Annotated in this window: 25 protein-coding genes; 12 read left to right on the top strand and 13 right to left on the bottom strand. The window is 69.6% G+C overall.

Annotated elements, in window-relative coordinates; translation table 11 throughout:
- Nucleotides 1–270 precede the first annotated feature (270 nt).
- A complete protein-coding gene (locus ACIRHA_RS29270; protein ID WP_403851956.1) occupies nt 271–627 on the top strand; it encodes a hypothetical protein in 357 nt (118 codons plus the stop codon).
- A gap of 322 nt (nt 628–949) precedes the next feature.
- Nucleotides 950–2092 carry a hypothetical protein gene (locus tag ACIRHA_RS29265; protein ID WP_403851953.1) on the top strand — a complete coding sequence of 381 codons (1143 nt, stop codon included), beginning with the start codon at nt 950–952 and terminating at the stop codon, nt 2090–2092.
- A gap of 189 nt (nt 2093–2281) precedes the next feature.
- Here ACIRHA_RS29265 and ACIRHA_RS29260 read toward each other — a convergent pair whose 3' ends face one another.
- The 5 genes from ACIRHA_RS29260 to ACIRHA_RS29240 all read right to left on the bottom strand — a co-directional run bounded on the left by ACIRHA_RS29260 (nt 2282) and on the right by ACIRHA_RS29240 (nt 5703).
- Nucleotides 2282–2854, bottom strand: coding sequence for a hypothetical protein (locus ACIRHA_RS29260; RefSeq protein WP_403851950.1), 573 nt, complete (start codon nt 2852–2854; stop codon nt 2282–2284).
- A 150-nt stretch (nt 2855–3004) separates the two neighbouring features.
- Entirely contained in the window at nt 3005–3295 is a 291-nt protein-coding gene (locus ACIRHA_RS29255) for a WXG100 family type VII secretion target (RefSeq protein ID WP_403851947.1), read from the bottom strand.
- Between the two features lie 107 nt (nt 3296–3402).
- Nucleotides 3403–3729 (bottom strand): WXG100 family type VII secretion target, encoded by a 327-nt coding sequence (locus ACIRHA_RS29250; protein ID WP_403851945.1) that lies wholly within the window; start codon nt 3727–3729, stop codon nt 3403–3405.
- Nucleotides 3730–4033: 304 nt separating this feature from the next.
- The gene (locus ACIRHA_RS29245) at nt 4034–5221 is read right to left on the bottom strand and encodes a PE-PGRS family protein (protein WP_403851942.1); all 1188 of its coding nucleotides are present in this window, start codon (nt 5219–5221) and stop codon (nt 4034–4036) included.
- Between the two features lie 98 nt (nt 5222–5319).
- Nucleotides 5320–5703, bottom strand: coding sequence for a WXG100 family type VII secretion target (locus ACIRHA_RS29240; RefSeq protein ID WP_403851939.1), 384 nt, complete (start codon nt 5701–5703; stop codon nt 5320–5322).
- A gap of 690 nt (nt 5704–6393) precedes the next feature.
- Between ACIRHA_RS29240 and ACIRHA_RS29235 the strand changes: the two genes are divergently transcribed.
- Nucleotides 6394–6966 carry a hypothetical protein gene (locus ACIRHA_RS29235; protein ID WP_403851937.1) on the top strand — a complete coding sequence of 191 codons (573 nt, stop codon included), beginning with the start codon at nt 6394–6396 and terminating at the stop codon, nt 6964–6966.
- Between the two features lie 87 nt (nt 6967–7053).
- Here the strand turns inward: ACIRHA_RS29235 and ACIRHA_RS29230 are convergent, their stop codons facing one another.
- Genes ACIRHA_RS29230 through ACIRHA_RS29210 form a run of 5 tightly spaced genes read right to left on the bottom strand, consistent with a single transcriptional unit; the run spans nt 7054 to nt 10412 of the window.
- Complete coding sequence (locus tag ACIRHA_RS29230; protein WP_403851934.1) at nt 7054–7686, bottom strand: hypothetical protein; 633 nt, start codon at nt 7684–7686, stop codon at nt 7054–7056.
- Between the two features lies 1 nt (nt 7687).
- Nucleotides 7688–8332 (bottom strand): hypothetical protein, encoded by a 645-nt coding sequence (locus tag ACIRHA_RS29225; protein ID WP_403851931.1) that lies wholly within the window; start codon nt 8330–8332, stop codon nt 7688–7690.
- A gap of 14 nt (nt 8333–8346) precedes the next feature.
- Nucleotides 8347–8703, bottom strand: coding sequence for a hypothetical protein (locus ACIRHA_RS29220; protein ID WP_403851928.1), 357 nt, complete (start codon nt 8701–8703; stop codon nt 8347–8349).
- Nucleotides 8704–8749: 46 nt separating this feature from the next.
- Nucleotides 8750–10003, bottom strand: coding sequence for a hypothetical protein (locus ACIRHA_RS29215; RefSeq protein ID WP_403851926.1), 1254 nt, complete (start codon nt 10001–10003; stop codon nt 8750–8752).
- 37 nt (nt 10004–10040) lie between these two features.
- On the bottom strand, nt 10041–10412 hold the full coding sequence (locus ACIRHA_RS29210) for a hypothetical protein (RefSeq protein ID WP_403851924.1): 372 nt from the start codon (nt 10410–10412) through the stop codon (nt 10041–10043).
- Between the two features lie 385 nt (nt 10413–10797).
- On the opposite strand from ACIRHA_RS29210, the gene ACIRHA_RS29205 reads away from it, so the two are divergent.
- The 4 genes from ACIRHA_RS29205 to ACIRHA_RS29190 all read left to right on the top strand — a co-directional run bounded on the left by ACIRHA_RS29205 (nt 10798) and on the right by ACIRHA_RS29190 (nt 13716).
- Entirely contained in the window at nt 10798–11496 is a 699-nt protein-coding gene (locus ACIRHA_RS29205; RefSeq protein ID WP_403851921.1) for a hypothetical protein, read from the top strand.
- Nucleotides 11497–11596: 100 nt separating this feature from the next.
- The gene (locus tag ACIRHA_RS29200) at nt 11597–12247 is read left to right on the top strand and encodes a hypothetical protein (protein ID WP_403851918.1); all 651 of its coding nucleotides are present in this window, start codon (nt 11597–11599) and stop codon (nt 12245–12247) included.
- Nucleotides 12248–12295: 48 nt separating this feature from the next.
- Nucleotides 12296–12853, top strand: a complete 558-nt coding sequence (locus tag ACIRHA_RS29195) for a hypothetical protein (RefSeq protein ID WP_403851915.1) — start codon at nt 12296–12298, stop codon at nt 12851–12853.
- A 119-nt stretch (nt 12854–12972) separates the two neighbouring features.
- Nucleotides 12973–13716, top strand: a complete 744-nt coding sequence (locus ACIRHA_RS29190) for a sporulation protein (protein ID WP_403851912.1) — start codon at nt 12973–12975, stop codon at nt 13714–13716.
- A gap of 99 nt (nt 13717–13815) precedes the next feature.
- On the opposite strand, the gene ACIRHA_RS29185 is transcribed toward ACIRHA_RS29190, so the two are convergent.
- The 3 genes from ACIRHA_RS29185 to eccE form a co-directional block, all read right to left on the bottom strand.
- A complete protein-coding gene (locus ACIRHA_RS29185; RefSeq protein ID WP_403851909.1) occupies nt 13816–16425 on the bottom strand; it encodes an AAA family ATPase in 2610 nt (869 codons plus the stop codon).
- A 294-nt stretch (nt 16426–16719) separates the two neighbouring features.
- The gene (locus tag ACIRHA_RS29180; RefSeq protein WP_403851906.1) at nt 16720–18399 is read right to left on the bottom strand and encodes a hypothetical protein; all 1680 of its coding nucleotides are present in this window, start codon (nt 18397–18399) and stop codon (nt 16720–16722) included.
- Nucleotides 18399–19796: a type VII secretion protein EccE gene (eccE, locus tag ACIRHA_RS29175; RefSeq protein WP_403851903.1), complete on the bottom strand. Its 1398-nt coding sequence runs from the start codon at nt 19794–19796 to the stop codon at nt 18399–18401. The genes ACIRHA_RS29180 and eccE overlap by 1 nt, the downstream gene beginning before the upstream one ends.
- A gap of 255 nt (nt 19797–20051) precedes the next feature.
- Between eccE and eccB the strand changes: the two genes are divergently transcribed.
- The 5 genes from eccB to ACIRHA_RS29150 all read left to right on the top strand — a co-directional run bounded on the left by eccB (nt 20052) and on the right by ACIRHA_RS29150 (nt 26409).
- Nucleotides 20052–21548, top strand: coding sequence for a type VII secretion protein EccB (gene eccB, locus ACIRHA_RS29170; protein WP_403851900.1), 1497 nt, complete (start codon nt 20052–20054; stop codon nt 21546–21548).
- Nucleotides 21549–21602: 54 nt separating this feature from the next.
- Nucleotides 21603–22859, top strand: a complete 1257-nt coding sequence (gene mycP / locus ACIRHA_RS29165) for a type VII secretion-associated serine protease mycosin (RefSeq protein ID WP_403852160.1) — start codon at nt 21603–21605, stop codon at nt 22857–22859.
- A gap of 146 nt (nt 22860–23005) precedes the next feature.
- Complete coding sequence (locus ACIRHA_RS29160; RefSeq protein WP_403851897.1) at nt 23006–23350, top strand: hypothetical protein; 345 nt, start codon at nt 23006–23008, stop codon at nt 23348–23350.
- Between the two features lie 14 nt (nt 23351–23364).
- Nucleotides 23365–24939: a hypothetical protein gene (locus ACIRHA_RS29155; RefSeq protein ID WP_403851894.1), complete on the top strand. Its 1575-nt coding sequence runs from the start codon at nt 23365–23367 to the stop codon at nt 24937–24939.
- 87 nt (nt 24940–25026) lie between these two features.
- Nucleotides 25027–26409 (top strand): S8 family serine peptidase, encoded by a 1383-nt coding sequence (locus ACIRHA_RS29150; RefSeq protein WP_403851891.1) that lies wholly within the window; start codon nt 25027–25029, stop codon nt 26407–26409.
- Nucleotides 26410–26485: the final 76 nt, after the last annotated feature.

Raw genomic sequence — 26485 nt, 5'->3', positions numbered from 1 at the left:
GGCCCTCCGGGCTGGGATCGTCCGTACCGAGGCCTACGGTGGTCGGCACTCCGCCGAACAGTGAGAGCGCCCCACGGGTAGCCCACGAGCAGCCCCACCGGCGTCAACACATTGCCGAGCGGCAGCGCCTTGGCCGTGTCGCGCTGACCAGTACGTATGACGGGGCGGTGGGGGCGGGGGCGTGGCCGTGAGGTGTCGACATGGGCAGGGAGTGTAGGGAACCTGTCGCGTCCGTCTACAGCGAGTTCGGTGACGTTTAGGCTCCGGGACATGACTTACGGCTCGGAATCCGATGAACAGCTGAAGGCGCCCATGACGCTGAAGGCGCGGTTCCGGGGCCAGGGACGCGAGCGGCTCGTGGTGGACCGCCGGCGCGCGGCCCGGCAGGCGCGCCGGGTGTCCGGGGGCATCTCCGCGCTGGTCGCCCTCGTCGCCATCGTCCTCACGGGCGTCCGCCTCGGCCAGGGCAGCGAGGCCGGGGCGTGGACGGTGCTCTACCTCGCGGGTGGTGTGGTGAGCGGGTGCGGAGTGCTGCTGGCGCGCTTCGGGCGGACGCGGTGGGCGTTCGCGGCGATTTGTGTGGGGGCGGCGGTTGCGGCGTTGGGGGATGGGCCGATGTTCGGGTGAGGTTGTGAGAGCGTGCGGCCGTGAGGTCGTGAGGTCGTGACTGGGGGACGTTCGAATGAGTACGGGTGCGGTTCGCATCGGGCGATGGGTTTGTCCCGGTGGGGTCGGTGCGCTTGTCGTCATGGCGGGTGGCTGGCTGTTTATGGGGGCCGGGACGGGCAGGACCTCGCTTACGTGGGCGGGCCTTGCCGTCCTCGTCGGGTGTGTGGTGGTTGTCGCGGCGCAAGTGCGGTCCGGTGGGCGGGTGTCACGTGCGGAGGCGTACGGGCTGGCGCTGGCGTCGGCTCGGGGGCCGGGTGAAGGACAGCGGGGTGCTCCGCCGGTGTCGGGCCCGGTCCTGGTTCCTGCGACGGTCCACGGGACGCGTTGGGTCTGGATCCGGGTCACGGCGGTCGCGGTCGCCGTGGTGAATACGGCGGTGCTCGCCGTCTGCCTCGGTTTCGCGCAGCCGGAGCGTTCCGACAGCGCCGCCGCCATCGCGGACGTCGACCATGTCATCGAGGAATTGCCGATCGTCTCCGTCACTCATGTGGATGCCGCAGGGAGCAGCCCGCGGAGTTCGACGATGGCCGTCTACACCGTCAACTTGCCTTCGACGGACGGCGGCAGGTCCACTCCCGCGACGTTCCGCGCGTACAACAGCAGGGGTGTACGAGAGGTGGGCGACACCTACGAGGTCGCCTACGCTCCGGGGCAGCCCGGTCTCGGCGCGGTCGGCGCCGTGTCGGTCCAAGCCGTCGAGGGACAACTCAGTGGGCAGGCCCTGCCGTCCCGCAACGCTCTCTCCATCGCGGTCGGGTGGGCGGTCGTGGCCGTGCTGGCGGTGGCCGTGGGTACCGGTGTCGCGTCGCGGCCGCGCGGTGGACGACGCGTAGGTGACGACTGGGTCGCGCTGCGGGCGGTGGCGGCGGGTCAGGCGGAGTACGTCGAGGAGGTCGACGGCGGTGACGTCGGCACTCGGGACAAGAAGGGGAACAGTGCCGGCCGTTACGCCTGCTTGACGTTTCGGACCGATACCGGCGAGGACGTCCCACTGGCAGTCTCGGCGAAGCTGAGTGCCGCGGTTCCCCTGCTCACCGGGACCCAGGGCTGGCTCCTGTGGAACCCGCGGGGCGACGGCAAGGCCAAGGCCGCCGCGGACTTCGTCGCCGACGACGGCTGGCAGTTGCCGGGCCGCGTACCCGGCGCGGTGGCGGCCCGTATCGCCTCCGGACCACGCGGACCGGTCCCGATCGACACCGGTCGCTGTACCCGGCTCCTCGAACTCGGCGGCTTCTGGCCGCGCACGGTGCCGGTGGGTCTCGTGGTCGGTCTGCTGGTCGCGGCCGCCGCGGTGGGGGCGTTGCTCGTGCCGGTGAACGGTGGTTGGCGGGTCTGGACGGCCCTCGTGGTGGTGCTCGCGCCAATCCTCGGCCAGCTGCTGGCCAAGGAGGCGAGCGCTCCGGCAGCCACTGTGAAGCGCTGAGCAGGGTGGCCGGCCGCCGAGCGGGCGGCCACCCCGAAGTGGGCGGCCTTCCCCAGGCGGGCAGCTTTCCCGGGCGGTCGGCAGCAGCCGTGGCAACCACGCGATGCGTGGCGCGCGCTTCTTCGGCGAGGGCGAACCACCCGCGGTCCGCGTAGCTGGAGGGCCGACGCCGGAGACCCGCTCTCCCTCTCAGTAGCCGACCAGCGCAGCGAATGGCTCCGCATGGGTCGGCACTGACGCCACCAACGCGATCCACGAACCATCCGGGAACAACAGCTCGAAACGACCCCGCTGGAGAACGCCTTTGGGGTTCGCCCGAACACCCAGAACGGCGGCCCGCGCGACCTCCCACCGCAGTTCGAACTTCTCAGTCGGCTGCCAGAATTTGGCGCGGTCCCCGAATACAAGCACGCGACGGTCCGTGAAAGCTGTCAGGAGTGTTACCGCGAGCGGGGCGGTGTAGTGCGCCACAAGGAACTGGCCTGCCTGACTCTTCCAACCACCGTGCATGCCCTTGCCGTGGGCGGATCGTGCGACGGCGTTCTCGAACCCCCGCTCAGCCCCCTCCATCATTCGTTCGTCCCAGCTCACCGGCTTCGGTTCCGGCGGCTGCAAGAACCTCTGTACTGGGGCGGGCAGGCGGGACTTGATCCGGCGCTCCAGCTCCGATTCCTGGGGTGGCCGCTGCAGCCAGACCGGCTGCACGGGAACCCCCGGCGCAAGCCCGCCCTTGCACACCGCGATGAGTTCTTCTCCCGGCACGAGGTGTGGCTGGACCTGGGCGCGAGATTCCGGCTGGCTCGATCCCCCGACCCCGGACATGCCACCGGGGGCGGCAGATGCATTCGCACCCGCCGCCCCCGGCCACGTATCGCTGCACGCGCGTCACTCGCTCACGCGCGCGACGACGTCTTACGACCAGACGCTGGTGTTCCGGCTCTCGGTCGCCTGGTAGTTCTGGGCGGCCGTGTCGAGCGCTCGGGCGATCGACTCGAGCGTCTGGTGCAGGGACGCGGCGCGCTTGTCCCACTCCTGCTGCTTGGCCTGGTAGCCCTCCTGGGCCGAACCTTCCCAGGTCGAAGCGATGCGCTTGACGCCGGCCTCGAGGTCGTCGAGCTGCTGGCGGACGTTGCTGGCCGTGGACTTGACGTCCTGCGACGCCTGGGAAATGGTCTGGAAATTGACCAGAACCTGACCGGACATGATGTCTCCCCCGGGGGATGTTGGACGGAAGGGTGGTGAAGGATTACGACGGTGGCGCGCTGCCCGCCGGCTGCCTGTGGCGGTGCGGGATCAGCGGCCGGTGAGGCTCATCCGAAGGGAGAGGCCTCGGCGCCCGAAGCGACGTGCGAGATCGACGAGGCCTGCTCGTCCTCGGACGTCTGGTAGTTCGAGGCCGTCGAGTCGATCGCTTCCTTGATCTCATTGAGCACGCGGTTGAGGGCGGTGGCGTCCTCGTTCACCTGGCTCTGCAGGTTGTTGTACGCAGTGGCCGCCTGGCCCTTCCAGCCGGAGGTGATCGAGTCGACCACCGTCTGCAGTCGCTGGATCTCACCCTGGATGGACTCGTTCACCTGGGAGATACGGCCGCTGAACGCGACCATCTCCTCGTGCGTCACATTAAATTGACCGGCCATGGCCACTTGCCCCCATGAGAATTCGACATCGGTCCCCGCGCCTCTCGGCCCCCGGAGGGAATCTGGGGCGCGGGTGGCACTTCTCGACAGTGCCGCGACAGTACTTTAGCCACAACTGACACGGTCACCCAAGGCGGTTCCCAGGTGACCGGCCGTGCCGTGACAGGATCCACACAATGTCACGGGCCGACATGGGGCCACAGTGTTCACACAGGTCCCATACGTCCGTTACATCAGTTACGACGGTTACGACACATACGTGGCGTACGTAGCTACATCGCATACATCGCATACATCGGTTACGTCACCCGAAGACTGATCTGGCGCGAGCGTCCTCCGATGTCCGTCCGGACCCGCCGGACCCGCCGGACCGGCCGGATCCACCGCTGTCCCCGTTACTCGGCCCGGCGCCCGACTCCTCCGCCCCCGGCTGGTCGCCTCTGAGGCGCCCGATCCCGCCCTGCGCCGCGTCACCGAGCGCCCCGGTCGCACCCTCCACCGCGCCGTCCACCGCACCCTGGGCGCTCTCGCCCGGCGACGCGATCATCGAACTCGGGTCCAACGCCTCCGTAACGGCATCACCCGCACCCGGCAGGCTCTCCGCGGTGCTGTCCACGATGCCCTGGGCCGCAGCCCCGGCACCCTGGCCCACGCCCTCGCCGGTCGCATGGACACCGTCGCCGATGCCCTCGCCGACCGCGCCGAGCCCCTCGCTCGCGGCCCCGCCCACGAGCCTGCCGGCCGGGCCGAACCGCCCCGAGGCCTCGTCGATGGCGCCCGCGGCACCGTTGACGGTCTCCGAGGCGAACGTGCCCGCGCCGACCACGGCCGCCTCGCCCCACTTCATGCCGTCCTGCGCGCCGAAGTGGTTCTGCACGCCCTGCTGGACGAGGTTCTGCCCGGCCGCCTTGCCCGCCTCGACGGCCGCTTCCTTCACCACGTCGAGGACGATTTCCTTGACCGACTGCACCGCCTGCTGCTCGACGGCCTGAGTGACCTCCTGGATGAGCTTCTGCTTCAGCTCGTCGAGGATGCGGCGCACGAAGAGCCGGGTCGCCTGGGTCGCGCCGGCCGCGCCGATCTCCGAGAGGCCGAACGTCACCGGTGCCGCGGCCTGGGCCGCCGCGATCTCGAAGGCCAGCGCGATGAGCTGCGCGATGACCGCGATCTTGCTGGCGAGGACGATGACGGCGACCGCGTCGAGCGCGAAGGCGAGGATCTCGGCGGCCATCGCGGCGTCCTCGAGGTAACCGCCCCCGCCGCTCGAGAACTTCTTCCACGCCTCCTCGAAACCCTGGGACGCGTCACCGGAGTTGGCGCCGAGGACGGCGCTTGCGGCCGTGGAACCGCCGCTCTGGGTGTCCCGGACCGCTGTGGCGAACTGTCGCCAGGCCTCGGCCGCTTCGTGGATCTTGTCCTCGTCGGCGTCGGGCCAGCTGTAGCCGAGCAGGTCAAGGACCCATGCGACCTCGTCGGGCAGGGTCAAAGCCATGCCGTGTCACTCCCCCGTGGTGCGTGTGGTGGTAATTCGATGGTGGTGGTTCGACGCGCCGTGTGAATACGCCGATGGCCGATGGCCGGAGACCGTGGTCAGAACTGCATGCCCAGGCCCGGGCGGCTCGACTGCTGCCCGATCATGATCTGGGCCTGGTCGTCCTCGGTCACCTCGTACTGGGTGGCCATGACCTTCAAGTTGCCGCCGATCTTGCCCAGTTCGTCGGCGAGGTGCTCCATCGACGTCGCCATGCCTTCGCGCACCGGCTCGTAGATGTCGTTGAAGGTCCCGATGATGTCCTCGCCCCAGTCCCCCTCGGCGCTGTCGAGGGCGTCCTTGAGCTCCTTGGTCGCGGCCTTGAAGGACTTGCCCAACTCGTCGAAGGTCGCGCCCTGTTCCTTGAGTACCGCCGGGTCGACGTCGAAGCTGCCTGAGCCGAAACCTGCCATGTGCTCCCCCATGAATGTGCGTGCACGCATGGCGCGCAAGGAGGGCCGGGCGGCGCGCAGTTGATGCGCGCGGCGGCACGGCCCACGGACGCAGATGTCCGCCGTCGCGACCTTAGTGATCCCGACACACGGAACCTGCACAGAATCGGCCGCCTTCACCGCCTCCACGCACAATTGCCATGTCCCTGCTGTAGCGTTCCGCGACTGTCCACATCTGTATCCGTGATACGCAGACGAGCGACGCACGGCGATCCGCTCGGCACAGGGGGAGTCACCCGAAAGATGTCCCACTACCAACAGCAACCCAACCCTGGTGGGCATCGGGCTCCGCCGCCCGACCCGCGCGCCTACCCGCCGCCGGCGGGCGGCCCGTACCATCAACAGCCGCCGGCACCCGGCGCGTATCCGCCTCCGCCGCCGCCCGGTGGGTACCCGCCCGCGCAGCCGGCGCCTGGCGCCTACCCGACGCCACCGCCCGGACAGGGCCCCTACCCGCCGCCACCCTCGCAGGGCTCCTATCCGCCGCCTCCGGGACAACCGCAACAGCCGCTCCCCCCGGGCCCGTACCAGCAGCAGCCCGCCACCGGGCCGTACCCGCAGCAGGGCCCGCCCCCACCGCCGTATCAGCAGCAGCCACCGCCCGGCGCCTACCCGCCGCCGCAGGCACCCGCGCCCGCACCGGGACCCGCACCCGCACCCCCGAAGCATCATGTCCCGTTCATGGCGCGCCTGATCGGCGTCGGCGTCATGATCGTCACGCTCATCGGCGGCGGCATCCTCGGCTGGCAGGCCACGTACGCCGCCGGGATGCGCGGCACGCACGGCGAGTTCACGGTCTCCCAGTGCGCTACGCACACCGTCGGCTACCGCTCGCACGGCAAGCACCGCACCCGCGAAGAGGTGGAGTGCCACGGGACGTTCACCGCGGACGGCGGCAAGGGCAGCGACCCCAACGCCTACCTCGAACCGTCGTCCACCCACCCCTCCGGCTCGAAGATCTCGGTGACACAGACGGACTCCGCCTCGACACTGGAGAGCCAACGGTTCTCGTACGTCGAGTCGGACGCCTGGAACGGCGGGCTGATGTTCGCCTTCGCCTTCGCGATGCTGATCGGCACCGCCCTGGGCGCCTTCGCGACGGTGAGCGGCTACACCGGGACGCGCAGCCGGGTGTCGTTCGGCGCCGCGTGGCGCTCGACGGCGGGCGGCGCGACGCGGCCGGTCCTCTTCGGGCTGGCCGCGGTCGGGGCGCTGGGTGCGGTGGTGTCGCTGCTGCTGGGGCTTGTGCTGTAGCCGAAGCTCGTTACGCACGCGGGCCCGTACCCACTCGATGGGGTACGGGCCCGCACCGCGTGATCGGCTCGTCACGAGCCGTCGGTGTCAGCGATACACGAGCGACACGACCGCTCCCCATGCCGCGATGAGCACACCGACCCCCACGAGCCCACAGAGGAGCAGGCGCACCGGCCCCCAGCGGCCAAGCCCGCGCCATGCCTGCGCCAGACCGATGCGGCCGTACGACGGGTCCGGGCGCCGATTCGTGTAGCTGGAGCGCGGCGAGTAGCCGGTGAGGACGGCGAACAGGCCGCAGGTCACAGCGACCACCCCCGCCCCGACGAGGAAGAGGCCGCGGGACAGCTCGCTCGGTTCCACCCCGCGGATGGCGTACTCGGAGTACCCGCCCGGCACCTTGTAGGCGTCCAGCCGCTCGCCCGGTTCGGCGCGACCGATCTTCTCCATCGAGACGCCGGTCGCCGTCTCGCCGTTGAACTTGTCCTCGAACGTTCCCTTGCACATGTAGTCGTGGGCAGCGAGTTCGCAGGACTGGACCTGGAACGTTCCGGGGCGCACCGTGACGGTCACATGCCCGTCGAGGGCACCGGCCCCGGCAAGCCCGAAGAAGAGGCCCAGAAGGATGGTGAAGGCCCCGAGCAGCCAGCCGCCCAGATGCCGAAGGACGTAAGCGCTGCGTGACGCGAAGCGCTCCCGCAGGTCGTCGCCTTGCAACGTCATGTCACGCACCCCCCGCCAGCCAGCTCCCGACGAACAGCACCAGACACAGCACCGCCACGACGACGAGGATCGGCAGCGCCGGGCCGCGTTCGTGCCGTACGACCTGCCACGCCTCCTCCAGGGTGACCCGGCCGAAGCGGCGTTCGCGTTCGCGCCAGACACCGATGAACGGGCCGTAGTGGAGGGGCGGTCGCGGCTGGTAGCCGGTCAGCAGGAAGAAGGCGCCGACGAGCCACAGCAGGTCCGTGAGGCCGAGCCAGAAGAGTGCCCTGGACAGTTTGGCCGTGGTGAGTTCGCCGTCGACCGTGGCCGTGTAGCCGTCGTCCGTCTTGTACGCGGGGAGCGCGGCGCTCGCGATGGCGTCGTGGTCCCACCGCACCTCGGCGCCCCGGGTCTTCTCGCCGGTCTTGTCGTCCTCGAAGGTGCCGGTGCAGGTGTAGGCCGCACCCGCGGGCTCGCACGACTGGACCACCACGGATCCCGGCCGCGCCGAGACCGTCACGTGCCCGTCGAGGTACCCGACGCCCGCCCAGGCCGTCGCGCCTCCGATGACCACGATGGCGAGCCCTGCCAGCCAGCCGAACATGCGCCTGAAGATGTAATCGCGCCGCACCACGTACTGGTCGGCGGCCCCCGTGGATGTCACGTCAGCGCCTGTCCTCAACGAATCCTGTTGTCACGCGGCGGGGCCTTCTTCGGGTCCTCGTCGGGGTCGTAGTCACGGACCTGCTGCCGCTCCTGCGGCGACATGTTCCGCCACTGCTCCCGCATGCCGGACAACCCCTCGCCCAGGGCGCGGTGACCCGACGGCGAGTCCAGTACGTCCTTCAACTCCATACGCCCACCGAGGAGTTGACGCGCCAGATCCTGCAACGCGGGCGGCGCGTTCTTCATGTCACGCACCTTGCGCAGGGACGCAGTCAGGTGCTCGTTCTGCTCCTCGGTGAGGTTCTTGTCCTCGATCGGGTACTCGCGCTCACCTTGCGCGTCGTACCCGCGGTTGTTTCCTGTGCTCATGGTGTGGGGTCCCCCTCTGAATGTACGTGCTTGGGCGGGTCGTGGATCAGCCGAAGGCGGCACGGACATTGTCGTCCTCCGACAATGCGCGCGCGGACCCGCCACTACCGGTGCCGCGCTCCGACACTCCTTCGGGAGTGGTGCCGGGGTCGGATCCGTCCGATCCCGAGCCTTCGCCCGAGGGTGCCCCCTCCGAAGCAGAATCGGACCCGCCGGCCGGTTCCGAACCGGACTCGCCACCGCCGCCGGTGACAGGCTCACCACCGCCGCCACCGCCGCCGGTGACAGGCTCACCACCGCCGCCACCGCCGCCGGTGGCAGGCTCACCACCGCCGCCACCGCCACCCGTGGCGGGCTCACCGCCACCGCCATCGCCACCGGTGGCAGGCTCACCGCCACCGTCGCCCGTCTGCTGCGTGCTCGAAGTCGGCTGACCGGGCTCGTCGTAGCGGGAACCGATTCCGTCGCGGGCGCCCTTCACCGCGGTCTGATAGCCCTCCCAGGCCTCCCCCGCATCGCCCGCCGCGATTCCCTTGCCCGCCTGGATCGCGCCGGTGGCCACCTTGCCGACCCCGTCGGCCTCGAGGCCTTCGTCGCCCCACTTCGTACCGGTGACCGTCTTCAGTGCAGGGTTGATGGCACCCTTGGCGAGCGCCTCCACCTGCATCCCTCCCCCGAGGGACAGCTGCGTCAACTGCGAGCCAAGCGCTTTGCCGAACTCCTTCGCCGTATCCTTGGCTACATCCTTGAGAATGTCCGTGGCCTTCTTGACGGCGTACTCGCTGATCGCCTTCCGTACGGCTTCGCCGATCTTCTGGGCCGCCTCGGTGAAGATGCGCTTGACGACCATGCGAATCATGACGATGCGGCCGGCAAGCGCCGCCTCGGATGCGCCCAGCGTGACGACAGCCGATGCCTGCGCCACGGCGAACTCGATGGCCAGGTCGATGAGTTGGACGATGATGGCGATCTTCATCGCGGCGATGATCATGGCACAGAGCTCCAGGAGCCCAGCGAGCAGGCCCGCAGCCTCGCTGATCAGTTCCAGATACCCGAAGCCCAAGCCACCATCGCCGAACTTCCCCCACTCCTCGACGAACGCATCCACGGCGTCACCGGAGTTCGCCTCGGTCACCTTGGACGCGGCAGCGTTCCCGGCCTGCGCGAACTCCTGCACCGCAGCCCCGAAGTCCGTCCACTCCTGAGCTGCATCGATCATCGTGTCGATGTCGATGTTGGGCCACTGGAACCCGAGGATGTCGAGAAGCCAGTCGAGTTCGTTGGGCAGCTTGATGTCCATGATTACCGCATGTTCCCCGCGCTTGGAATTCGTCGATTCAGGAGTTGTGCTGCTGAGCAGCCTTCATCAGTTCCTGGTAGTGGGCCTCATCGGTAGTGTCGTGCTCCTTGGCCATGTACTCGAGCCCGTCACTGATGCCCTTGAGCCTGTTCGTGAGGCTGTCGAACGCGCCCCGGATTCCCTCACTCACGGCGCCGTAACCCAGGAGAATTTCGCTGACGAGCTCGATCTGATCGTCACCCCAGGGCTCTTCCAGGCCTTTCAGCTTCTTGTCGAACGCCTTCGCCTTCGAGTCGAACGTCTCGGAGAGGTTCGCGAAGACTTTACTCTGCGCCTTGAGGACGTCCGTATCGACGTCGAAACCCTTGCCCGCCACGCGGTCTTCCCCCTGTGATTCGGTACCTGCCACGGCCGCAGTCGAACTGCATCGCGTACATTAGTCGACCGTCACGCTGGCCAGGACCGCGTGCACACGGTTCTCACACACGCCATCCAGGGCCACCACCGAGACGCTTCGCCAGTCCATGATCACCAAGTTCGCCCGCCGACGCCGAAGGCCGGGCCCCGTGAGCACACCCGTGTAGCAGCAGCGGAAGGCACGTCCACGTGATCGAGCATGCTCAGGGTCACATGATTGCGAAATCCACATCGCAAGACGATCGGACATGGCGTCCGCGATACCGTGTCGGCGCTCACCGGCAGCGGCGCCACAGGAACGCCGGCATCGCCGATCTTCGCGCTGAGCAGACACAAGCCAGGAACATCCCAGGTCACCGACACCCCACGGAGAACCGGTGAAGACGCCCACCCCCTCACCCCAGCCGTCCGCAGGCCCGTCGTCCCCCGAGGACACAAGCCCAGTTCCCCCGCCGGCACTGATGGGCCGGATCTTCGGCATCGTGTTGGTAGTGCTGACCGTCAGCGGCATGTGCTGGACGTTCTTCAACGCCACGATGTCCAGTGGATACGTCGGCTCACACGGAAAACTCGCCATCAGCAAGTGCGTTGAGGACTACAAGGAGAGCAAGTCCGCGAACGTAGGGCCTGTGGCTTACCAGACGACCTGCCACGGAACCTTCCGCTCCTCCGACGGCGAGGTCGTCGATCGGTCCGCTCAGATCACATTGAGCATGAACGGCGCCGAGTCCGAAGCCGCCAACAAGGTCACCGACGAGCACGCCAAGGAGCTCTCGGTGAACCGCGCCGGCAATGGAACGCTTGCCATCACCAATGTGGAATCTGTGGCCAATTACCTCTGCGGTGGCTTCTTTCTCCTCCTTGTGTTCACTTACGGATTCAAGTGCGCTCTGACGGGATCCTTCCCGAAGAAGGGCGTCGGCCCTTCATCGAAGCAGGCGGACCAACTGATTCCCAAGCCGCTGAGGTCGACGGAGGAATGGCTTTGGGTGATCGGCGGCATCGGGCTTGTCCTCGCGATCCTTTTCCGTCTCGCTGTCGCAGCATTCGGGTTTGCCACACTGCCCTTCCAGTGAGCTCCTGTCGGCCGTCCAACGTCTAACGACTCCGGGGCAAGGTCTTGTCGGGCCTTCGAGCCATCTAGCACCGCCACCCACACACAAAGGAACCATCCCCGTGACCAGCCCCCCGAAGGCACGGCAGAAGACGCCCCTTGGCCAGCGCAATGGGCTCGGATTCGTATTCATCTTGATCTTCGTGCCATTGGCCCTCTGGTTCGGATTCCAGGCCCTTTCGTCCTGGGGGCATTTCGGAACGCACGGCACTTTCACTGTGCAGAAATGTGAACAGACGAGGTCCCACACCAGTTCGTCGCGGGGTCCGTCCAGTGTGCGCGCGACGTGCACGGGGGCATTCCGTTCCGACGACCGCTCCTACACGGACGACACCGCACAGGTCACCATCGGCAAGGACGACGCGCCGAGCAAGGACGGCGACGCGTACGTCGCGCGGCTGCTCGGCTCCGATGTGTCGAACCTCGAACTGACCGCCCAGCACTTCGATTCCGGCTTCTTCGCACATGCCATCACGGGTGACTACGAGCTGGACAACACCACGCGCGCGGCGCAATCGGCGGGCATGGTCAGTGGCGGATTCATCTTCCTCGGCATGGGAATCTTCTGTTTGGTCGCGGACTGGCCCAAGCGTGGCGGACCGAAGGTCAAGGAAGCCTGGCACGACGTATTGGGAACCCCGAGTCGTGTCGCGGTCATCGTCTTCACGAGTATCGGAGTCGTCGGATTCATCGCTTCTGTCGTTGCGATGTGAATTCCCCGTTCCCGGCCTTGTGGGTCCCTCTCCGCTGGAGCATCCGGTATGCCTGAACTGCAAAAAGCGACACGCACCCAACAGCCCTCCTGGGCGGGCCGCATCACCGCCGCGGTCATCGCTGTCGTGGCCCTCCTCCTCGCCGCGATGTACTTCGCCCAGGGCGTGGAGCGATCCGGCGCCACCGGCTCGACCGGGACCCTGACGGTGACGGACTGCTATCAGCGCGGCTCCGAGGGCCAGACATGCGTAGGGCGCTACCAGTCCGGCTCCGGGCAGGACGCGGTGGACGACGCGGTCGTCAAGCCCCGTTTCGCCTACGCGAGCGGCGAGAAGGTCACGGTCTCCGGTTCCGGCGCCTCGTATACGGTCCTGAACTGGGCGGAATCCGCCTGGTCGTTCTGCCTGGCCTTCTTCTATCTGGGCGCGTTCTCCCTCGTACTGAACGGACTGCCGAACGGCTTCCAGCGGAAGAAGGGAACGGACGATCCGTCTCCCGACAAGTGGTATTCCATCACTGCCTCGATGCGGGACGCGTTGTCGGGCTGGGGCTTCCTCGTCTCCCTGGTGGGACTCATCGCGTCGATCGTCGTGTATTCCACCTGAACCACCTGAAGAAGGCCCAACACCCCTGGCACCGTGCCACGTTAGGGTTCCCCGGCGGGCCGGGGTGGGTGCCTGGAGGGTCCAGGTGGATGAGCCGGTGGCCCGGGGAGTGGGCATTCGTGGCTTTTCGGAAGTTCCTCAGTTCGCTCGGTGTCGGTGCGCCCGAGGTCGAGACCACGCTCAGTGCGAGCGCCGTACGGCCGGGGGATCAGTTGCACTGCAATGTGCAACTGCGGGGCGGCTCCGTGGACATCGAGGTGGAGCGGGTCCGGATCGAGATCGTCACCCGGTTCGAGGACCGGGAGGAGACCGAGGTCCTGTGGAGCAACCCGGGTGTCGTCAGGTCCCTCGTGCTCGGCGAGAAGTTCGAGCTCAAGGCCGGGGAGACGAAGGACGGGCAGATCTCGTTCGAGGTGCCGTGGGAGACCCCGTTGACGCACGTCCTCGGTGGGCGGCCGCTCAAGGGGGCGCGGGTCGCGGTGCGTACCGAGCTGACCGTCGACAACGCCGTGGACCGCGGTGACTTCGACGAGATCCAGGTGCACGCGCTGCCGGCGCAGGACGCGCTGCTGCAGGCGTACGCCAACCTCGGTTTCCGCTTCGACGAGGCGGAGGTGAAGAAGGGGACCCCGAGCGGCGGCCGGAACTCACAGACCGATTACTGGCAGGAGATCGAGATGTGGTTCCCGTCGGACTACCGGCGGCCGGGCGGGCAGTTGGAGACGGTGTTCGTGGCGCGCCACGACTCGCTCGACCTGATCACCGGTCCGCACGGGCCGTACCCGTTCTCGTACAGCAACATCGATCTGCCCGCGTGGACCGCCTGGCTCGATCAGCATCTGCGGGCGACTTTCCAGCGGTGAACGGGTAATCCCCAACACGTCATCCGAGTACGAGGGAGGGGGCCGCGTCCGGATCGGACGTGGCCCCCTCCCTCGTATGAGTACGAGTACTGCTGTTGGTTACTGCGGCGGCGGCTGCTGCGTCCAGCCCGACGGCAGACCGCCACCACCCGGCTGCTGCGGCGGCTGCTGTTGCTGAGGCGCCTGGGGCGGCTGTTGCTGCTGCGGGTAGCCGTAGCCCTGCTGGCCCGGCTGCTGCGGGGCCGCCGGCGGCTGCTGGCCGTAGCCCTGCTGCTGCGGCGGGAAGCCGGCCGGGGGCATGCCCGGCTGCTGGCCGCCGTACATGCCGCCCGCCTGCATCTGGGCCTCCGCGCGCTGCGCGAAGTCCTCGGCGATCAGCGACGCGATCTCGAAGTACGCCTCACGCGTCTTCGGGCGCATCATGTCGAGGTCGACCTCGGCGCCCGCCGCCAGGTGCTCGTCGAACGGGACGACGACCACGCCGCGGCAGCGCGTCTCGAAGTGGCTGACGATGTCGTCCACCTTGATCATCTTGCCGGTCTCACGGACCCCGGAGATGACGGTGAGGGAACGCTGGACGAGGTCCGCGTAGCCGTGCGCCGACAGCCAGTCGAGGGTCGTGCTCGCGCTGCTCGCACCGTCCACCGACGGCGTCGAGATGATGACCAACTGGTCGGCCAGGTCCAGGACTCCGCGCATCGCGGAGTAGAGGAGACCCGTGCCCGAGTCCGTCAGGATGATCGGGTACTGCTTGCCGAGGACGTCGAGCGCGGACCGGTAGTCGGCGTCGTTGAAGGACGTCGAGACGGCCGGGTCCACGTCGTTGGCGATGATCTCCAGGCCGGACGGGGCCTGCGAGGTGAACCGGCGGATGTCCATGTACGAGTGCAGGTGCGGGATGTTCTGCACCAGGTCGCGGATGGTCGCGCCGGTCTCGCGACGCACACGGCGGCCGAGCGTGCCGGCGTCCGGGTTGGCGTCGATCGCCAGGATCTTGTCCTGGCGCTCCGAGGCGAGGGTCGCGCCGATCGACATCGTGGTGGTCGTCTTGCCGACGCCGCCCTTGAGGCTGATCACGGCGATGCGGTAGCAGGACATGACCGGCGTGCGCATCATCTGGAGCTTGCGCTGCCGCTCGGCCTCGGCCGCCTTGGCGCCCAACTTGAACTTGCTGGGGCCCTTGTTGTTGTTCTTGCGCTTCGGCTGGTTGCGCAGGAGGCGGTCCGAGCTGAGCTCGACCTGCGCGTTGTAGCCGAGGGGCGCGCCCGGCGCGGAACGCTGCTGGCCCGCACCCGGGTCCCAGCCCGCGCGCGGGTCGACGGCCGGCTGCGGGTACGCGTTCGGGGCGGGGGCCCCGGGAGCGGCCTGCTGACCGGGGGCGGGCTGCGGGTAGCCGTACCCCTCGGCGGTGGGCGGTTGGGGCGCCGCGGGGGTCGGCTGACCGGGAGCCGGCTGGCCCTGCTGGGGCGGCTGGCCGTACGGGCCCTGCGGTGCGGGCGGAGTCGCCTGGCCCGGCTCCTGACCGGGAGCGGGCTGCGGCTGCGCCGGGGGCTGGGGCTGCTGCTGGCCCGGCTGCTGCGGCGGGTAGCCGTAACCGGGGGCCGGGGGCTGCGGGTAGCCGTAACCGGGGGCGGGCGGCTGCGGAGCGGCCGGAGCCGGCTGACCGGGCGCAGGCTGCTGCGGGTAGCCGTAACCACCAGCGGCGGGCGGCTGCGGCGCGGCCGGCGCCGGCTGACCGGGAGCGGGCTGCTGCTGCGCGGGCTGACCGTAGGGGCCCGGCTGCTGCGGGGCGGCGGGCTGGCCGTACGGGCCCGGCTGTTGAGGAGCGGGCTGGCCGTACGGACCCGGCTGCTGCGGCGGCATCGGCTGACCCGGCTGACCGGGAGCGGGCTGCGCCTGAGGCTGGGGCTGGGGCTGCGCCGGGGGCTGCGGTTGGCCCGGCTGCTGCTGCGGCGGGTAGCCGTAGCCCGGAGCCGGGGGCTGCGGGTAGCCGTAACCGGGGGCGGGCGGCTGCGGAGCGGCCGGAGCCGGCTGACCCGGCGCAGGCTGCTGCTGCGGCGCGGGTTGCGGGTAGCCGTAACCACCGGCAGCGGGCGGCTGCGGCGCGGTCGGCGCCGCCGGAGCGGCAGCAGCCGCGGCCGAACCGGCCACGTCGGCCGCCTGGTTCACGCCGTCCGCGCCCCCGGACGTCGCATCCCCGGAGGTCGCCGTCTCGGACGTCGCCGCACCGGACTCCGCTCCGCCCTCTGCGTCATCGTCCTCGTCATCGTCGTCGTCCCCCCACAGGTCACCCGTGGGATCGACGGCCCCGGACCGGCGGCTCGACGCGGCGGGATCGGCGGCGGCAGCGGGCGGGGCGGCAGGAGGAGCCGCCGGCGGTGCGGCGGGCGCGGCAGCCGGAGGGGCGGCCGGTGCCGCCTCCCCCGTACCCGTACCCGTACCACCGAAGGTCGGGAACCCGGGAGCGGCCGGCGGCGGCGCGGACCCCTCGGACGGGGGACCCGGCGCGGGCGGCGGCGGAGTCGCGCTCCCCCCTGCCGTGTCGGACGAGGGGGTGGCGGGCGTGCCGGACGGCGGCGTCGCACTCGAATCGCTCGGCTGCGCGTACCAGGACGGCGCGTCGAAATCGAGCCGGAACTCTCCCGTCAGCTCCGTCTCGATCGAACCGTCGCCGGGTTCCGGGTTCCGCTGGTCCCGGTCACTGGTCACTGTGCCTCCTGGTCTCTGCTGTGCACCTGAACGACCGGTTCCGGCGGGACCTGGTGGGTCGCGCGTCGTCGCCCCCGACCGTCGCGGCGGCCCCGCGTCACTTGCGTCTCAGCCGTTCGTCCGGACAGCGTAAACGGTTCGGGGCGGCCTCCGTAAAGGCGGTACGTGTCACGTACCCGTCGGTACACGTCACGTACCCGCTCTCTACGGGACCACCCCACGCCTCTACGGGACCACCCGCCGCAAGCGGGAGCCCGCCGGACGTCGGTCCGGCCGGCCGGGGCCCCGCGCGCGTCAGTCCATCCGGCGCGGGCCGCCGAGCAGCCCGGTCTCCGGTTCCGTCGGCTGCACCATCACGAACTGGCGCTTGTCGCCCGCGATCCACAGCATCGTCGCGTCGCTGAGCGTCGGCAGCGTCTGGGTGAGCTGCTCGGGAAGGCGCAGCACCCGGCCGATGACCTCGGCCTCCTGCGGGGAGAGGTTCTGCAGCCCGATGACGTCGGCCCGGGCGAGCAGCCGCGGCGCGCGCGGGCCGAGGAACGGCACGACGGTGAGCGTCGACTGCCAGGGCGTCGGCGCGATCTGGGAACGTCCGGGCTGCGCGCCCAGGTCCCGTACGACGAGGACCGGGCTGGCGACCGACGCGCCCTGCGCGGCCATCTGGCGCGGCTCGTACACCGAGACGCACTGCAGTCCGCCGCCCGCGGCCTGCGCCATCGGCGCCCACGCGGCGGGCCGCACGGACTCGACGGCGATCCGGGCGCCGATCGCCGCGGTGCGCAGAGCGATGATCTGCGCGGTCCACATCGATCCGACGACGAGGATCTCGCGCGGCTTGGGCCGCAGCAGGTCGAGGACGGCGGGGCTGCCCTGCGGGTCGACGCCGATGACGACACCGTCGTCACCGACGCTCACGCCGAGCGAGCCGAGCGACTTCTTCGACATGACGTGCCGACGGCGGCGCGGGCCGCGCAGCCCGTAGCCGGGGCTGGTGAACTCCTCCTCGAACTCCGCGAAGTCGTCCTCGTTCGCGGGGTCGTCGGGGAGGGCCCGGTGCGTGGGCCGGCCGGAGCCGACCTCCGGCGCGGGCGCGTACGTCATGGTGGCGCCGGTGGCCGCGGGGGCCGCCTGCTGCGGCACCTGGGCGATGCCGCCGACGACGCCCTGGGACGGGTCCTGCGGCTGCGCGTACTGCTGGTGGGCGGCCGCCTGCTGCTGAGCGGCGTGCTGCTGCTGCGCCGCCATCTGCTGCTGGCGCTGCTGGTCCTCCCACTCGCGGCGACGCGCCTCGGCCTCCTCGGCGCGGCGCTGCTCCTCCTGGTAGCGGGCTCGCAACTGCCGCTGCTCTTCGGCGTGTTGGGACGCGGCGGCCTGCTGCTGGGCAGCTGCCTGCTGCTGCGCGGCCTGTTCCGCGGCCTGCTGCTGGGCGGCCTGCTGCTGCGCGGCGGCGTGTTCCGCGGCCTGCTGCTGTGCCACCTGCTCGGGGGTGGGCTGCTGCGGGTAGCCGTAGCCGCTCTGGTCCGGGGCCGGCTGCTGCTGTTGCGGGTAGCCGTAGCCGCCTGCCTCGGGCGTCGGCTGCTGCTGTTGTTGCTGCGGGTATCCGTAGCCACCGGCTTCGGGCGTCGGCTGCTGGTGTTGCTGTTGCTGCTGCGGGTATCCGTAGCCACCCGCCTCCGGCGTCGGCTGTTGCTGCTGGGCGGCGGCCTGCTGCGCCTCCCACTGCCTGCGCCGCTCCGCCGCCTCCGCGGCCCGTTGCTGCTCCGCGTACTGCTCTGGGGTCAACTGCTGCTGTTCCTGCTGCTGTTGCGGGTATCCGTAGCCACCCGCCTCGGGCGTCGGCTGTTGCTGGGCTGCGGCCTGCTGCGCCTCCCACTGCCTGCGCCGCTCCGCCGCCTCCGCGGCCCGGCGCTCCTGCTCGGCGTGCTGCTCGGGCGTCATCTGCTCGCGGGGATCCTGGTTGCCGGGGGTGCTCATCAGCGCGTGCCTCCGAGGGGAAGGGTGGCGAGGAGGCCGGGCAGCTGTTCCCGGTCGAGACGGACGAGGCCGGCCTTGAGGCCGGAGGCGGCGCGCTCGAGTTCGCGCTTGGCCTGGCCGAGTTCGTTCTCGCTGCGCGCGGAGAGGCGCACGTGCCCGCTCACCGCGACGTCCTCACGGCCCGCGCGTGCGAGGGCGATGCTGAACGTCGTCGCGAGCGTACGGGTCGTGGACAGGCCGGACGCGAGCGCGCCGAGCGGCGTGCCACCGCGGCCGAGCTGCGGCCACGTGCCGATCCAGTACGAGGCGTGCCAGCGGTCGTCGCACCGCCAGGCGCGCACGCTCTCCTCGGTACGCGGACCCGAACGGCCCTGCTGCGACTGGGCGTTGAGGTTGGCGCGCGGGTTGACGCAGGTCGCGACGGAGAGCGCCGAGAGGACGGCGTTCTCGTCGAGGACCTCGGCGACGAAGCCCTGTCCGTTGAGCCGGCTGATCAGCTGGTCGGCGGCGCGCAGCAGGGCGCGCTGGGCGCCGCGCAGGTCACCGCCGCGCGCCTCCACGGCCTCCGGGCACAGCTCGGGGTCGAGTTTGAGCGCGACCCACGTCATCCGCACCGCGGGCGTTCCGGCCTGCGCCTGGAGCGCGGCGTACGCCTGCGCGGCGAGGGCCTGCGGCGGCAGGTGCGGGGCGGGCGCGGGCTGGGTGTACTGCACCAACTGCACCGATTCGAGGTGGATGTCCTCGACGTCCAGGGCGTCGGCGAGCAGCTCGACGGGCAGCGGTCGCGCGTCACCCTGCGGGCGCAGCGGACCGGGCGCGGAGTCCACCTGAACGAGTGCCGTCAGGAACGAGCCGTCGCCGACGAATCCGACGAGGCGCCGGTCCCGGGCCTCGTACTCGTACGTGCGCAGGCTCGGGTCCGCCTCGAGGAGCGGCGCGAAGCCGCTGTCGATGTCGGCGGGCGGCGGTCCGCTGAAGGCGCGACGGCGGCGCTTGAGGGCGCGGCCGATCGCCATCCACTCGGGAAGAGGGTGACGGCGGCGCCGGCCGAGCTGGAGGAAGACGAGCAGTCCGCCGATGATGGCGGCGGGCAGCATGAGCACCGCCTTGATCGCGGCGGCCGCGACGACGAGCGCCAGCGCGATCTCGATGATGATCAAGTGGTGCGTGCTGATCGGTCCGAAGCTGCCGATCTTGCGAGGCAGCTTCGGCCTGGCCGGTCCCGCGGCCTGCTGCTGTGCGGGCGGCGGGGCGACCTGCCCGGAACGCCCACCTCGTCCGCCCTGCCCGCCGGGCCTGCCGGTGGGGCGGCCGCCGGAACGACCCCCTCCGCGGCGCCCGTTCGGGGCCGGTCGCCCCTGATTGCCACGCTGTCGGGTCCTGCTGGCGCTGGACATCCCCCGCCCCGCTCCTTCGCTCGCTGCTGTACTGAATCGTGATGGCCGGCTGGGTTGAATCGGTCGGAATCGGACCGCCCCGGGCCATCGGGACCCAACGTCGGCTGGCGCGTGGAAAAACCGTACCCGTACGCTACGGCCCGATCACCACACGGCATAGTAGAGGCCCGTGCGGCGCACGCGCCGGGGGTGGTCGAGAAGTGGACCCAGCAATAGTCCAGCACGGTCCAGCGAGAACGGGGAGAATACGTAACGATGGCATCACGCCGCGACGAACTGAATGCCTACAATTTCGCACGCAAGCGGACCGTTGCCGCTTTCCTCAAGCCGCTCCCCAATGGCTCGGTGGACAGCGCACCGAGCCCGCTCAAGCGCGTGGTGCCCAGCATCGTCATGGCAGTGGTGGTCCTGGCGGGCTTCGGAGCGTGCGGAATGATGAGCCCGGTGGCGCCGAAGGGCTGGGACACCCCCGAGGCGGGAATCATCGTCACGGACCCCTCGGCGACGCGGTACGTGGTACTCAAGTCGGGCAAGAAGGACAAGAACGGCAAGGACACGCCCGTCCTGCACCCCGTCCTCAATCTCGCGTCGGCGAAGCTTCTGCTGAATCCGAAAAACAGCGGTGAGGGTTCGGTGAAGACCGTCAAGGAGAAGTTCCTCGACGAATCGAATATCGCCCAGGGATCGATGGTCGGAATTCCCTACGCGCCCGACCGAATGCCGAGCGCCAAGGACGCGGGAGCGGCCAAGGTGTGGGCGCTCTGCCAGCAGGCGAGCGGCGGCACGGACGCGACGTCGGTACAGCAGACCGTATTCGTGCTCGACGACAAGGACGCGCAGAAGGTCACGGCGAAGGACTCGGGCAAGCTGGCGGGCGACCAGGCCCTGTACGTCCAGGACAAGAGCGGCACGCCGTACCTGGTGAGCAACAAGGGTGTCGCGTACAAGCTCGCAGGGAGCCCCGCCCTCAGTCTCGACCAACTCGTCCGCACGCTCTTCGGCGACCACGCCCAGCCGCGCACCGTCACGGACGACTGGCTCGCAACGCTCACCCAAAGCCCGGAGCCGATCTCGGTGCCGTCCGTGCCGGGCGCCGGCGGCGCCTCCAGCGCAAGCGGCGTACCGCCCAAGTACCGCACCACAGGCACGCTCCTGCAAACCAACGGTGGCCAGCACTACCTGGTCGAGCAGAACCGGGTCATCTCCGTCACCGACTTCCAGACGGCTCTCCTCAGGGAAACGCTCGGCGGCAACTCCCGGATCGCAACGATCACTCAAGGCGAACTGACCCTGGGTCAGGGAAGCCTGACGGGCGGTGACACCTGGCCCTCCCAGGCCGTCTCCCTCGCCAACGGCGGGTCGAAGGACACCTCCTGCTCCGTCTACCACGGCGGCAAATCGACCGACCTGACCACCTGGGCGGGCTCGTCCCTGCCCATCGGCTCGATCGCGTCGAGCGCGTCCTCGTACGTCAGCCCGGGCAGCGGCCTGCTCTACCAGGAGCAGGAGGGCAAGTCGTCCAGCGGCTTCAACTACCTGGCCACCGACACGGGCCTGCGCTACTACCTCCCCATGAACAACGACTCCGGCAAGGACGGGTCGGGTTCGGAGAAGGAAGAGGTCGGCAGGGCGCAGATCCGCCTCGGCTACGAGAAGACGCGCAAGGTGTCGGTCCCCGCCCAGTGGTCCAAGCTCCTGCCGTCCGGGCCCGACCTGACGACCGCGGCCGCCGAGCAGACGCAGAACTCCTGACGCCGAATCCCTGGCTCAGAACTCATAGGGGGAACAGAGACCGTGGCACCCACCATGGCACCCATCGTCGCCGCCCACCGTGTCGCCGCCCGACGCACGGCCGCGGCGCTCGCGACGCTCGCGGCGACGACCGTACTCGGCTGCCTGACCGCGACGCCCGCCGTCGCCGACGACGGCACCCAACTGGCCTCCACCGACTGCCAGTTCGGCGGCAACGTCATCAAGGGCACGCCGTGGTCGCTGCAGCGCGTCATCCCGGAGCAGCTGTGGGAGGGCAAGTCCCTCAAGGGTGACGGCACGACCGTGGCCGTCATCGACACGGGCGTGGACACGAAGAACGAGCAGCTGGCGGGGAAGGTCCTCGGCGGCAAGTCGTTCGCGAAGGGCTCCAAGCCCACGACCGACGGCGTCGGCCACGGCACGAAGGTGGCCGGCATCATCGCGGCCTCGCCGATCAAGGGCTCGGGCTTCCACGGCCTGGCCCCCGACGCCAAGATCCTGCCCCTGCAGACGAGCACGGCGGAGGAGGGCGGCAACCTGGCGACCATGATCGACGCCATCAACGCCGCCGTCTCGGCCAACGTCGATGTCATCAACATCTCTCAGGGCACGACGGCGAACGTGTCCAAGCTCGGCCCCTTGCAGGCAGCGGTGAACAGCGCCGAGGCGAAGGGCATTCTCATCGTCGCCTCGGCCGGCAACAGCGGCTCGTCGGGCAAGGCGTCCGACACCTACCCGGCGGCCCTCCCCAACCCCAACGTGCTGTCCGTCGCGGCCTCCGACCGCAACAACGAACGCGCCCCGTTCTCCACACCGAACAAGCACGTGGACATCGCGGCCCCCGGCGTCGACATGGTCTCGACCGTCCCCCAGGGCGGCCAATGCGTCGACCAGGGAACGTCGTTCGCCGCTCCGTACGCGGCCGGGGTGGCGGCCCTGCTCAAGCAGAAGCACCCCAAGTGGACCCCCGAGCGGATCATCTGGCACCTCGAGGACACGGCGTCGCGCTCGCACGCGTACCGCGACAACAACATCGGCTGGGGCGTCATCGACCCCGTGGCCGCCGTCAAGGACGAGACCGCGCCGACCCAGCAGATCACCAACAAGGACCTTCAGGGGGCGACGGCCGCGGGCCCCGGCAGCGAGAAGATCACCGCCGCGAAACTGACCCTCGGCGAAACCCCGGCGGAGCGCAACTCCCGCTACGGCACGTACCTGGTGATCGGCGGCGGCCTCGCCTTCGCCATCATCGCGGCGGGCGCGATGGCGAGGCGGGACTGGTTGCGGCGGCGGGGCGAGGACGTTGTGTAGGGACGGCCTGTCGGGGACGTTCTGTGAGGGAACCTGTGCTCGACTTGTGAGTTCAGTGTGCGGGGAGCGATCCTAGAGAAGCTGTCTGCGCACTGAACTACGCGCGACATAAGGGCATTAGGGGATAACGGGGAAGGCGGCCTGCGATGGCTGACGGCGGTTACGAGGTCGATCTCGACGCCCTTGACCAGGTGGTCAAGGAGCTGAACCAGGTCCTGTCTGACATGAACGGGCCGAAGGACAAGGCGAAGTACGGGACCTACTTGCCGAGCGGAGCGCTGGGCAACGGGTTCTCGGAAGCGCAGGAGCTGTACAACGCGCACGGGGACATGAAGCAGAAGATCGAAGTCGAAATGATCGCGAAGATCGAGAAGCTCGTCGACAAGTTCGGCAAGAAGACGGACACGGCCCGCGGCAAGTACCAGGACGCGGAGGCCGACAACGCGGTCAAGGAGACCGGAGACTCCGGCGTCGCGAACCGCAACGCCTGAAGGGGGACGGGGAGATGGTGGCAAACGCGCCGTCGGGCGGCGGCTTGAGCAGTAGTGGCTCGGGCAAGGGATGGGACACCCACTTCAACCAGAACGACCTCGACAAGCTGAAGCAGATGGTCGCGGACGCCAAGCCGCAGACGGTCAAAGAGGTCGCGCAGAACTGGACCGAGGTCCGCGAGCACCTCGTGGGCTCCGATGGCAGCGGCGGCCTCAAGCAGCAGTTCGACAACGCGGTGAAGAAGGTCCTGGAGAAGTGGAAGGGCTCGTCCGCGGACAAGTTCCGGGACGAGGCCGGCAAGATCAGCCAGGAGATGGCCAACGGCGGCAACTTCGCCGATCTCGCCGGCAGGGCGATGGACAACTCCGCGGACGAGCTCTACACCATCCAGGACCAGGTTCAGAGCATCGATGTCGACTGGTGGGACAGGACGTGGGATGCCGCGACGGACATGTTCAGCAACATGTCCGCCAAGGACTACGCCGCCATGATCGCCGGCCCCGTCACCGGGGCGTATGCCCAGTACAAAGCGATGAACAGGATTCTGGACGCCCAAGGCAGCATCCAGTCCGACCTGGCCAGCGGCATGGACACTCAGCACGTCATCGACAAGTGGGGCGACAGCATGGGCGCCGACCAGCAGGGGGCGCTCCAGGCTGCGATTCACATGGAGCGGCTGGGGAACAACTACAAGTCGAATGCATCATCGCTCACGAGCGGCGGCCACGAGTACACCCCGCCCACGCCTCCCCACCCGAACACCCCTGGCGGCCCGGGTGACATGAATGTCCCCGGCGCCGGCGGCGCGAACCCCGGCATCGGCGGGGGCGGCATCGGTGGCGGTGGCGGAGTGGGTCAGGGCATCCCAGGCTTCGACTCAAACGGACTGAAGCCGCCGACTGCTTCGGGCCCCTCCGACGCTTCCCAGATCGGCACAGGCCTGGAGAGCGCCGGCCCCGGCATTGACACGGGCTCGGGTTCCGGTATCGGAGCCGGCGGCGGACTCGGTGCAGGTGGCGGCGTTGGCGGCGGAGCAGGAGCCGGTGCGGGCGGCGGTATCGGCGGTGGCATGGCCGGCGGCCTCGCCGGTGGTATGGCCGGCGGCGCGGCGGGTCTTGCCCGTGGGGCGGGCGGCGGCGCGGCGGGGCGGGGAGCAGCTGGTCGCGGCATGAGCGGCGGTGGCGCCGGTCGTGGCACGGGTGCTGCCGGTCGCGGTATGGGCGGCATGGGCGGCGGCGCGGGCGCCGGCGGCGGTGCGGCCGGCAAGGGTCTCGCCGGCAAGACCGGCGCAGGGGCCCGGCTGAAGGGCGGCGCGGTCGGCGGTGCCAAGGGCAAGACCGGCGGGGCGTTCACCCCTGGCGGTACGGGGCTTCGCAACCGCGGCTCCGGCGCGGGTGGCACCGGCGCCGGCGGCAAGGGCCAGAACGGCCGCAGCGGCTTCGGACCCGCTGGAGCCGGCGGCGGACGCGGCGCCGGAAAGCAGCGCGGCGAAGGCGGTAACAACAGTCGTCTCCCTGACTACCTCACCGAGGACAAGGAGACCTGGACACCCAAGGACCGCAAAGCCAACCCTCCCGTCATCGAGTAACCAGATACCGTTCGTGGGGCCCACGACCATTCCGGTCGTGGGCCCCACGCACATCAGCAGGAAATTCACCACGAAAGGTGTCAGAGCATGCGCTTCGCGCACAGGACGCTCCGCGCGATCGGCGGCGCGGCCATGGTGGGAGCCCTTGTGCTCGGCACCGCATCGGCCGCATCGGCAGACGCGACCAGAGACGACCAGTGGCAGAACAAGGCGTTCGACATCGACGCCGTCCACAAGGTCGCCACGGGCAAGGGCGTCACCGTCGCCGTACTCGACGACAGTGTGAATGGCTCGCAGGCCGACCTCACCGGCAATGTCCTTCCCGGGAAGCGCTGCAAGGACGGCCAGCCCGCCAACGTAGAGACCGTCGATGACCACGGCACCGGCATGGCCTCTCTGATCGCGGGCCACGGGCACGGTTCCGGCAACAGTCAGGGCCTGCTGGGAATGGCGCCTGACGCAAAGATCCTCCCCGTAGACGTATTCGCCACCGAAGGCGGATCCGTCGACCAGGAGAAGAAGACGGCCTGCAGCAAGCCGGAAGCCATTCGCTACGCCGTTGACCAGGGCGCGGACATCATCAGTATGTCGCTCGACCAGGGCTTTGCCGGTCAGGACTCGAAGGAGGCCGCCGCATACGCGCTCGCGCACAACGCCGTCCTGGTCCTCTCATCCGGCAATGACGGCGTCGAGGACAACGGCGGACTCGGATCCGTCCCCGGCGTTGTCCAGGTGGGCGCCTCCACCCAGAACGGGACCCCCTGGGAAGACTCGACCTACTCCAAGCACCTGCTCTTCACCGCCCCAGGCAAGGACATCACCGTCGCCACGTCCGACGGCAAGTACGAGGACGCCGACGGCAACAGCCAATCGGCCGACTACTTGACCTCCGACGGCTCGTCGATGTCCGCAGCCATCGCCTCCGGCACCTTCGCCCTCCTCAAGCAGAAGTACCCGGACTACACCCCCGGCCAACTGGTCAACCGCATCATCAAGTCCACCTACATTGCCAAGGGCGTCGACAAGTCGAAGCTCCCGGACAAGTTTCACGGCTACGGCGACCTCAGCCCGCTCAGGGCTCTCACCGCGAACATCCCCAAGGGCGGTGCGAACGGCCCGTGGGACGTCTCCTCGCTCCCCAAGGTCTCCGGCAAGGACACCGGGTCCGGGGACTCCACGTCCGGCACCGGCGCCGCCTCCGACTCCTCGGACGACGACAGCTCGAACACACTGCTCTACGTCGGCATCGGCATCGCCGCACTCGTCATCATCGTGGTGATCGTCGTCATCGTCGTCGTGTCCCGCAACAAGAACAACCGTGGCGGCCCGGGCGGTCCTGGGGGACCCGGTGCCCCCGGCACCATGCCCCCGCCCGCCTACCACCAGGGCGGCTACCCGCCCCAGGCCCCGCAGCAGCCCGGCCCCTACGGCCAGCAGCAGCCCCCGCAGTGGGGTCCCCCGCGCCAGTAGGCGCCTGACACCCAACGGCTGACGCACCGAGGCCCGTGACCATCCACCCGGTCACGGGCCCACGTGTGGCTAGCGC

The organism is Streptomyces sp. NPDC102360 (assembly GCF_044766085.1).
In the GTDB taxonomy this organism is placed as follows: domain Bacteria; phylum Actinomycetota; class Actinomycetes; order Streptomycetales; family Streptomycetaceae; genus Streptomyces.
The sequence above is the reverse complement of the archived record's forward strand: the minus strand, read 5'-3'. Positions and strand labels throughout refer to the sequence as shown.

Bases quoted from the DNA above. Each gene is read 5' to 3' on its own strand.
- mycP (WP_403852160.1), top strand. From the start codon at position 21,603: ATGGCACCCATCGTCGCCGCCCACCGTGTCGCCGCCCGACGCACGGCC.
- ACIRHA_RS29255 (WP_403851947.1), bottom strand. From the start codon at position 3,295: ATGTCCGGTCAGGTTCTGGTCAATTTCCAGACCATTTCCCAGGCGTCG.
- ACIRHA_RS29230 (WP_403851934.1), bottom strand. From the start codon at position 7,686: ATGACGTTGCAAGGCGACGACCTGCGGGAGCGCTTCGCGTCACGCAGC.
- eccE (WP_403851903.1), bottom strand. From the start codon at position 19,796: ATGTCCAGCGCCAGCAGGACCCGACAGCGTGGCAATCAGGGGCGACCG.
- ACIRHA_RS29195 (WP_403851915.1), top strand. From the start codon at position 12,296: ATGCCTGAACTGCAAAAAGCGACACGCACCCAACAGCCCTCCTGGGCG.
- ACIRHA_RS29160 (WP_403851897.1), top strand. From the start codon at position 23,006: ATGGCTGACGGCGGTTACGAGGTCGATCTCGACGCCCTTGACCAGGTG.
- ACIRHA_RS29155 (WP_403851894.1), top strand. From the start codon at position 23,365: ATGGTGGCAAACGCGCCGTCGGGCGGCGGCTTGAGCAGTAGTGGCTCG.
- ACIRHA_RS29245 (WP_403851942.1), bottom strand. From the start codon at position 5,221: ATGGCTTTGACCCTGCCCGACGAGGTCGCATGGGTCCTTGACCTGCTC.
- ACIRHA_RS29240 (WP_403851939.1), bottom strand. From the start codon at position 5,703: ATGCGTGCACGCACATTCATGGGGGAGCACATGGCAGGTTTCGGCTCA.
- ACIRHA_RS29270 (WP_403851956.1), top strand. From the start codon at position 271: ATGACTTACGGCTCGGAATCCGATGAACAGCTGAAGGCGCCCATGACG.
- ACIRHA_RS29235 (WP_403851937.1), top strand. From the start codon at position 6,394: ATGGCGCGCCTGATCGGCGTCGGCGTCATGATCGTCACGCTCATCGGC.
- ACIRHA_RS29220 (WP_403851928.1), bottom strand. From the start codon at position 8,703: ATGAGCACAGGAAACAACCGCGGGTACGACGCGCAAGGTGAGCGCGAG.
- ACIRHA_RS29180 (WP_403851906.1), bottom strand. From the start codon at position 18,399: ATGAGCACCCCCGGCAACCAGGATCCCCGCGAGCAGATGACGCCCGAG.
- ACIRHA_RS29215 (WP_403851926.1), bottom strand. From the start codon at position 10,003: ATGGACATCAAGCTGCCCAACGAACTCGACTGGCTTCTCGACATCCTC.
- ACIRHA_RS29250 (WP_403851945.1), bottom strand. From the start codon at position 3,729: ATGGCCGGTCAATTTAATGTGACGCACGAGGAGATGGTCGCGTTCAGC.
- eccB (WP_403851900.1), top strand. From the start codon at position 20,052: ATGGCATCACGCCGCGACGAACTGAATGCCTACAATTTCGCACGCAAG.
- ACIRHA_RS29150 (WP_403851891.1), top strand. From the start codon at position 25,027: ATGCGCTTCGCGCACAGGACGCTCCGCGCGATCGGCGGCGCGGCCATG.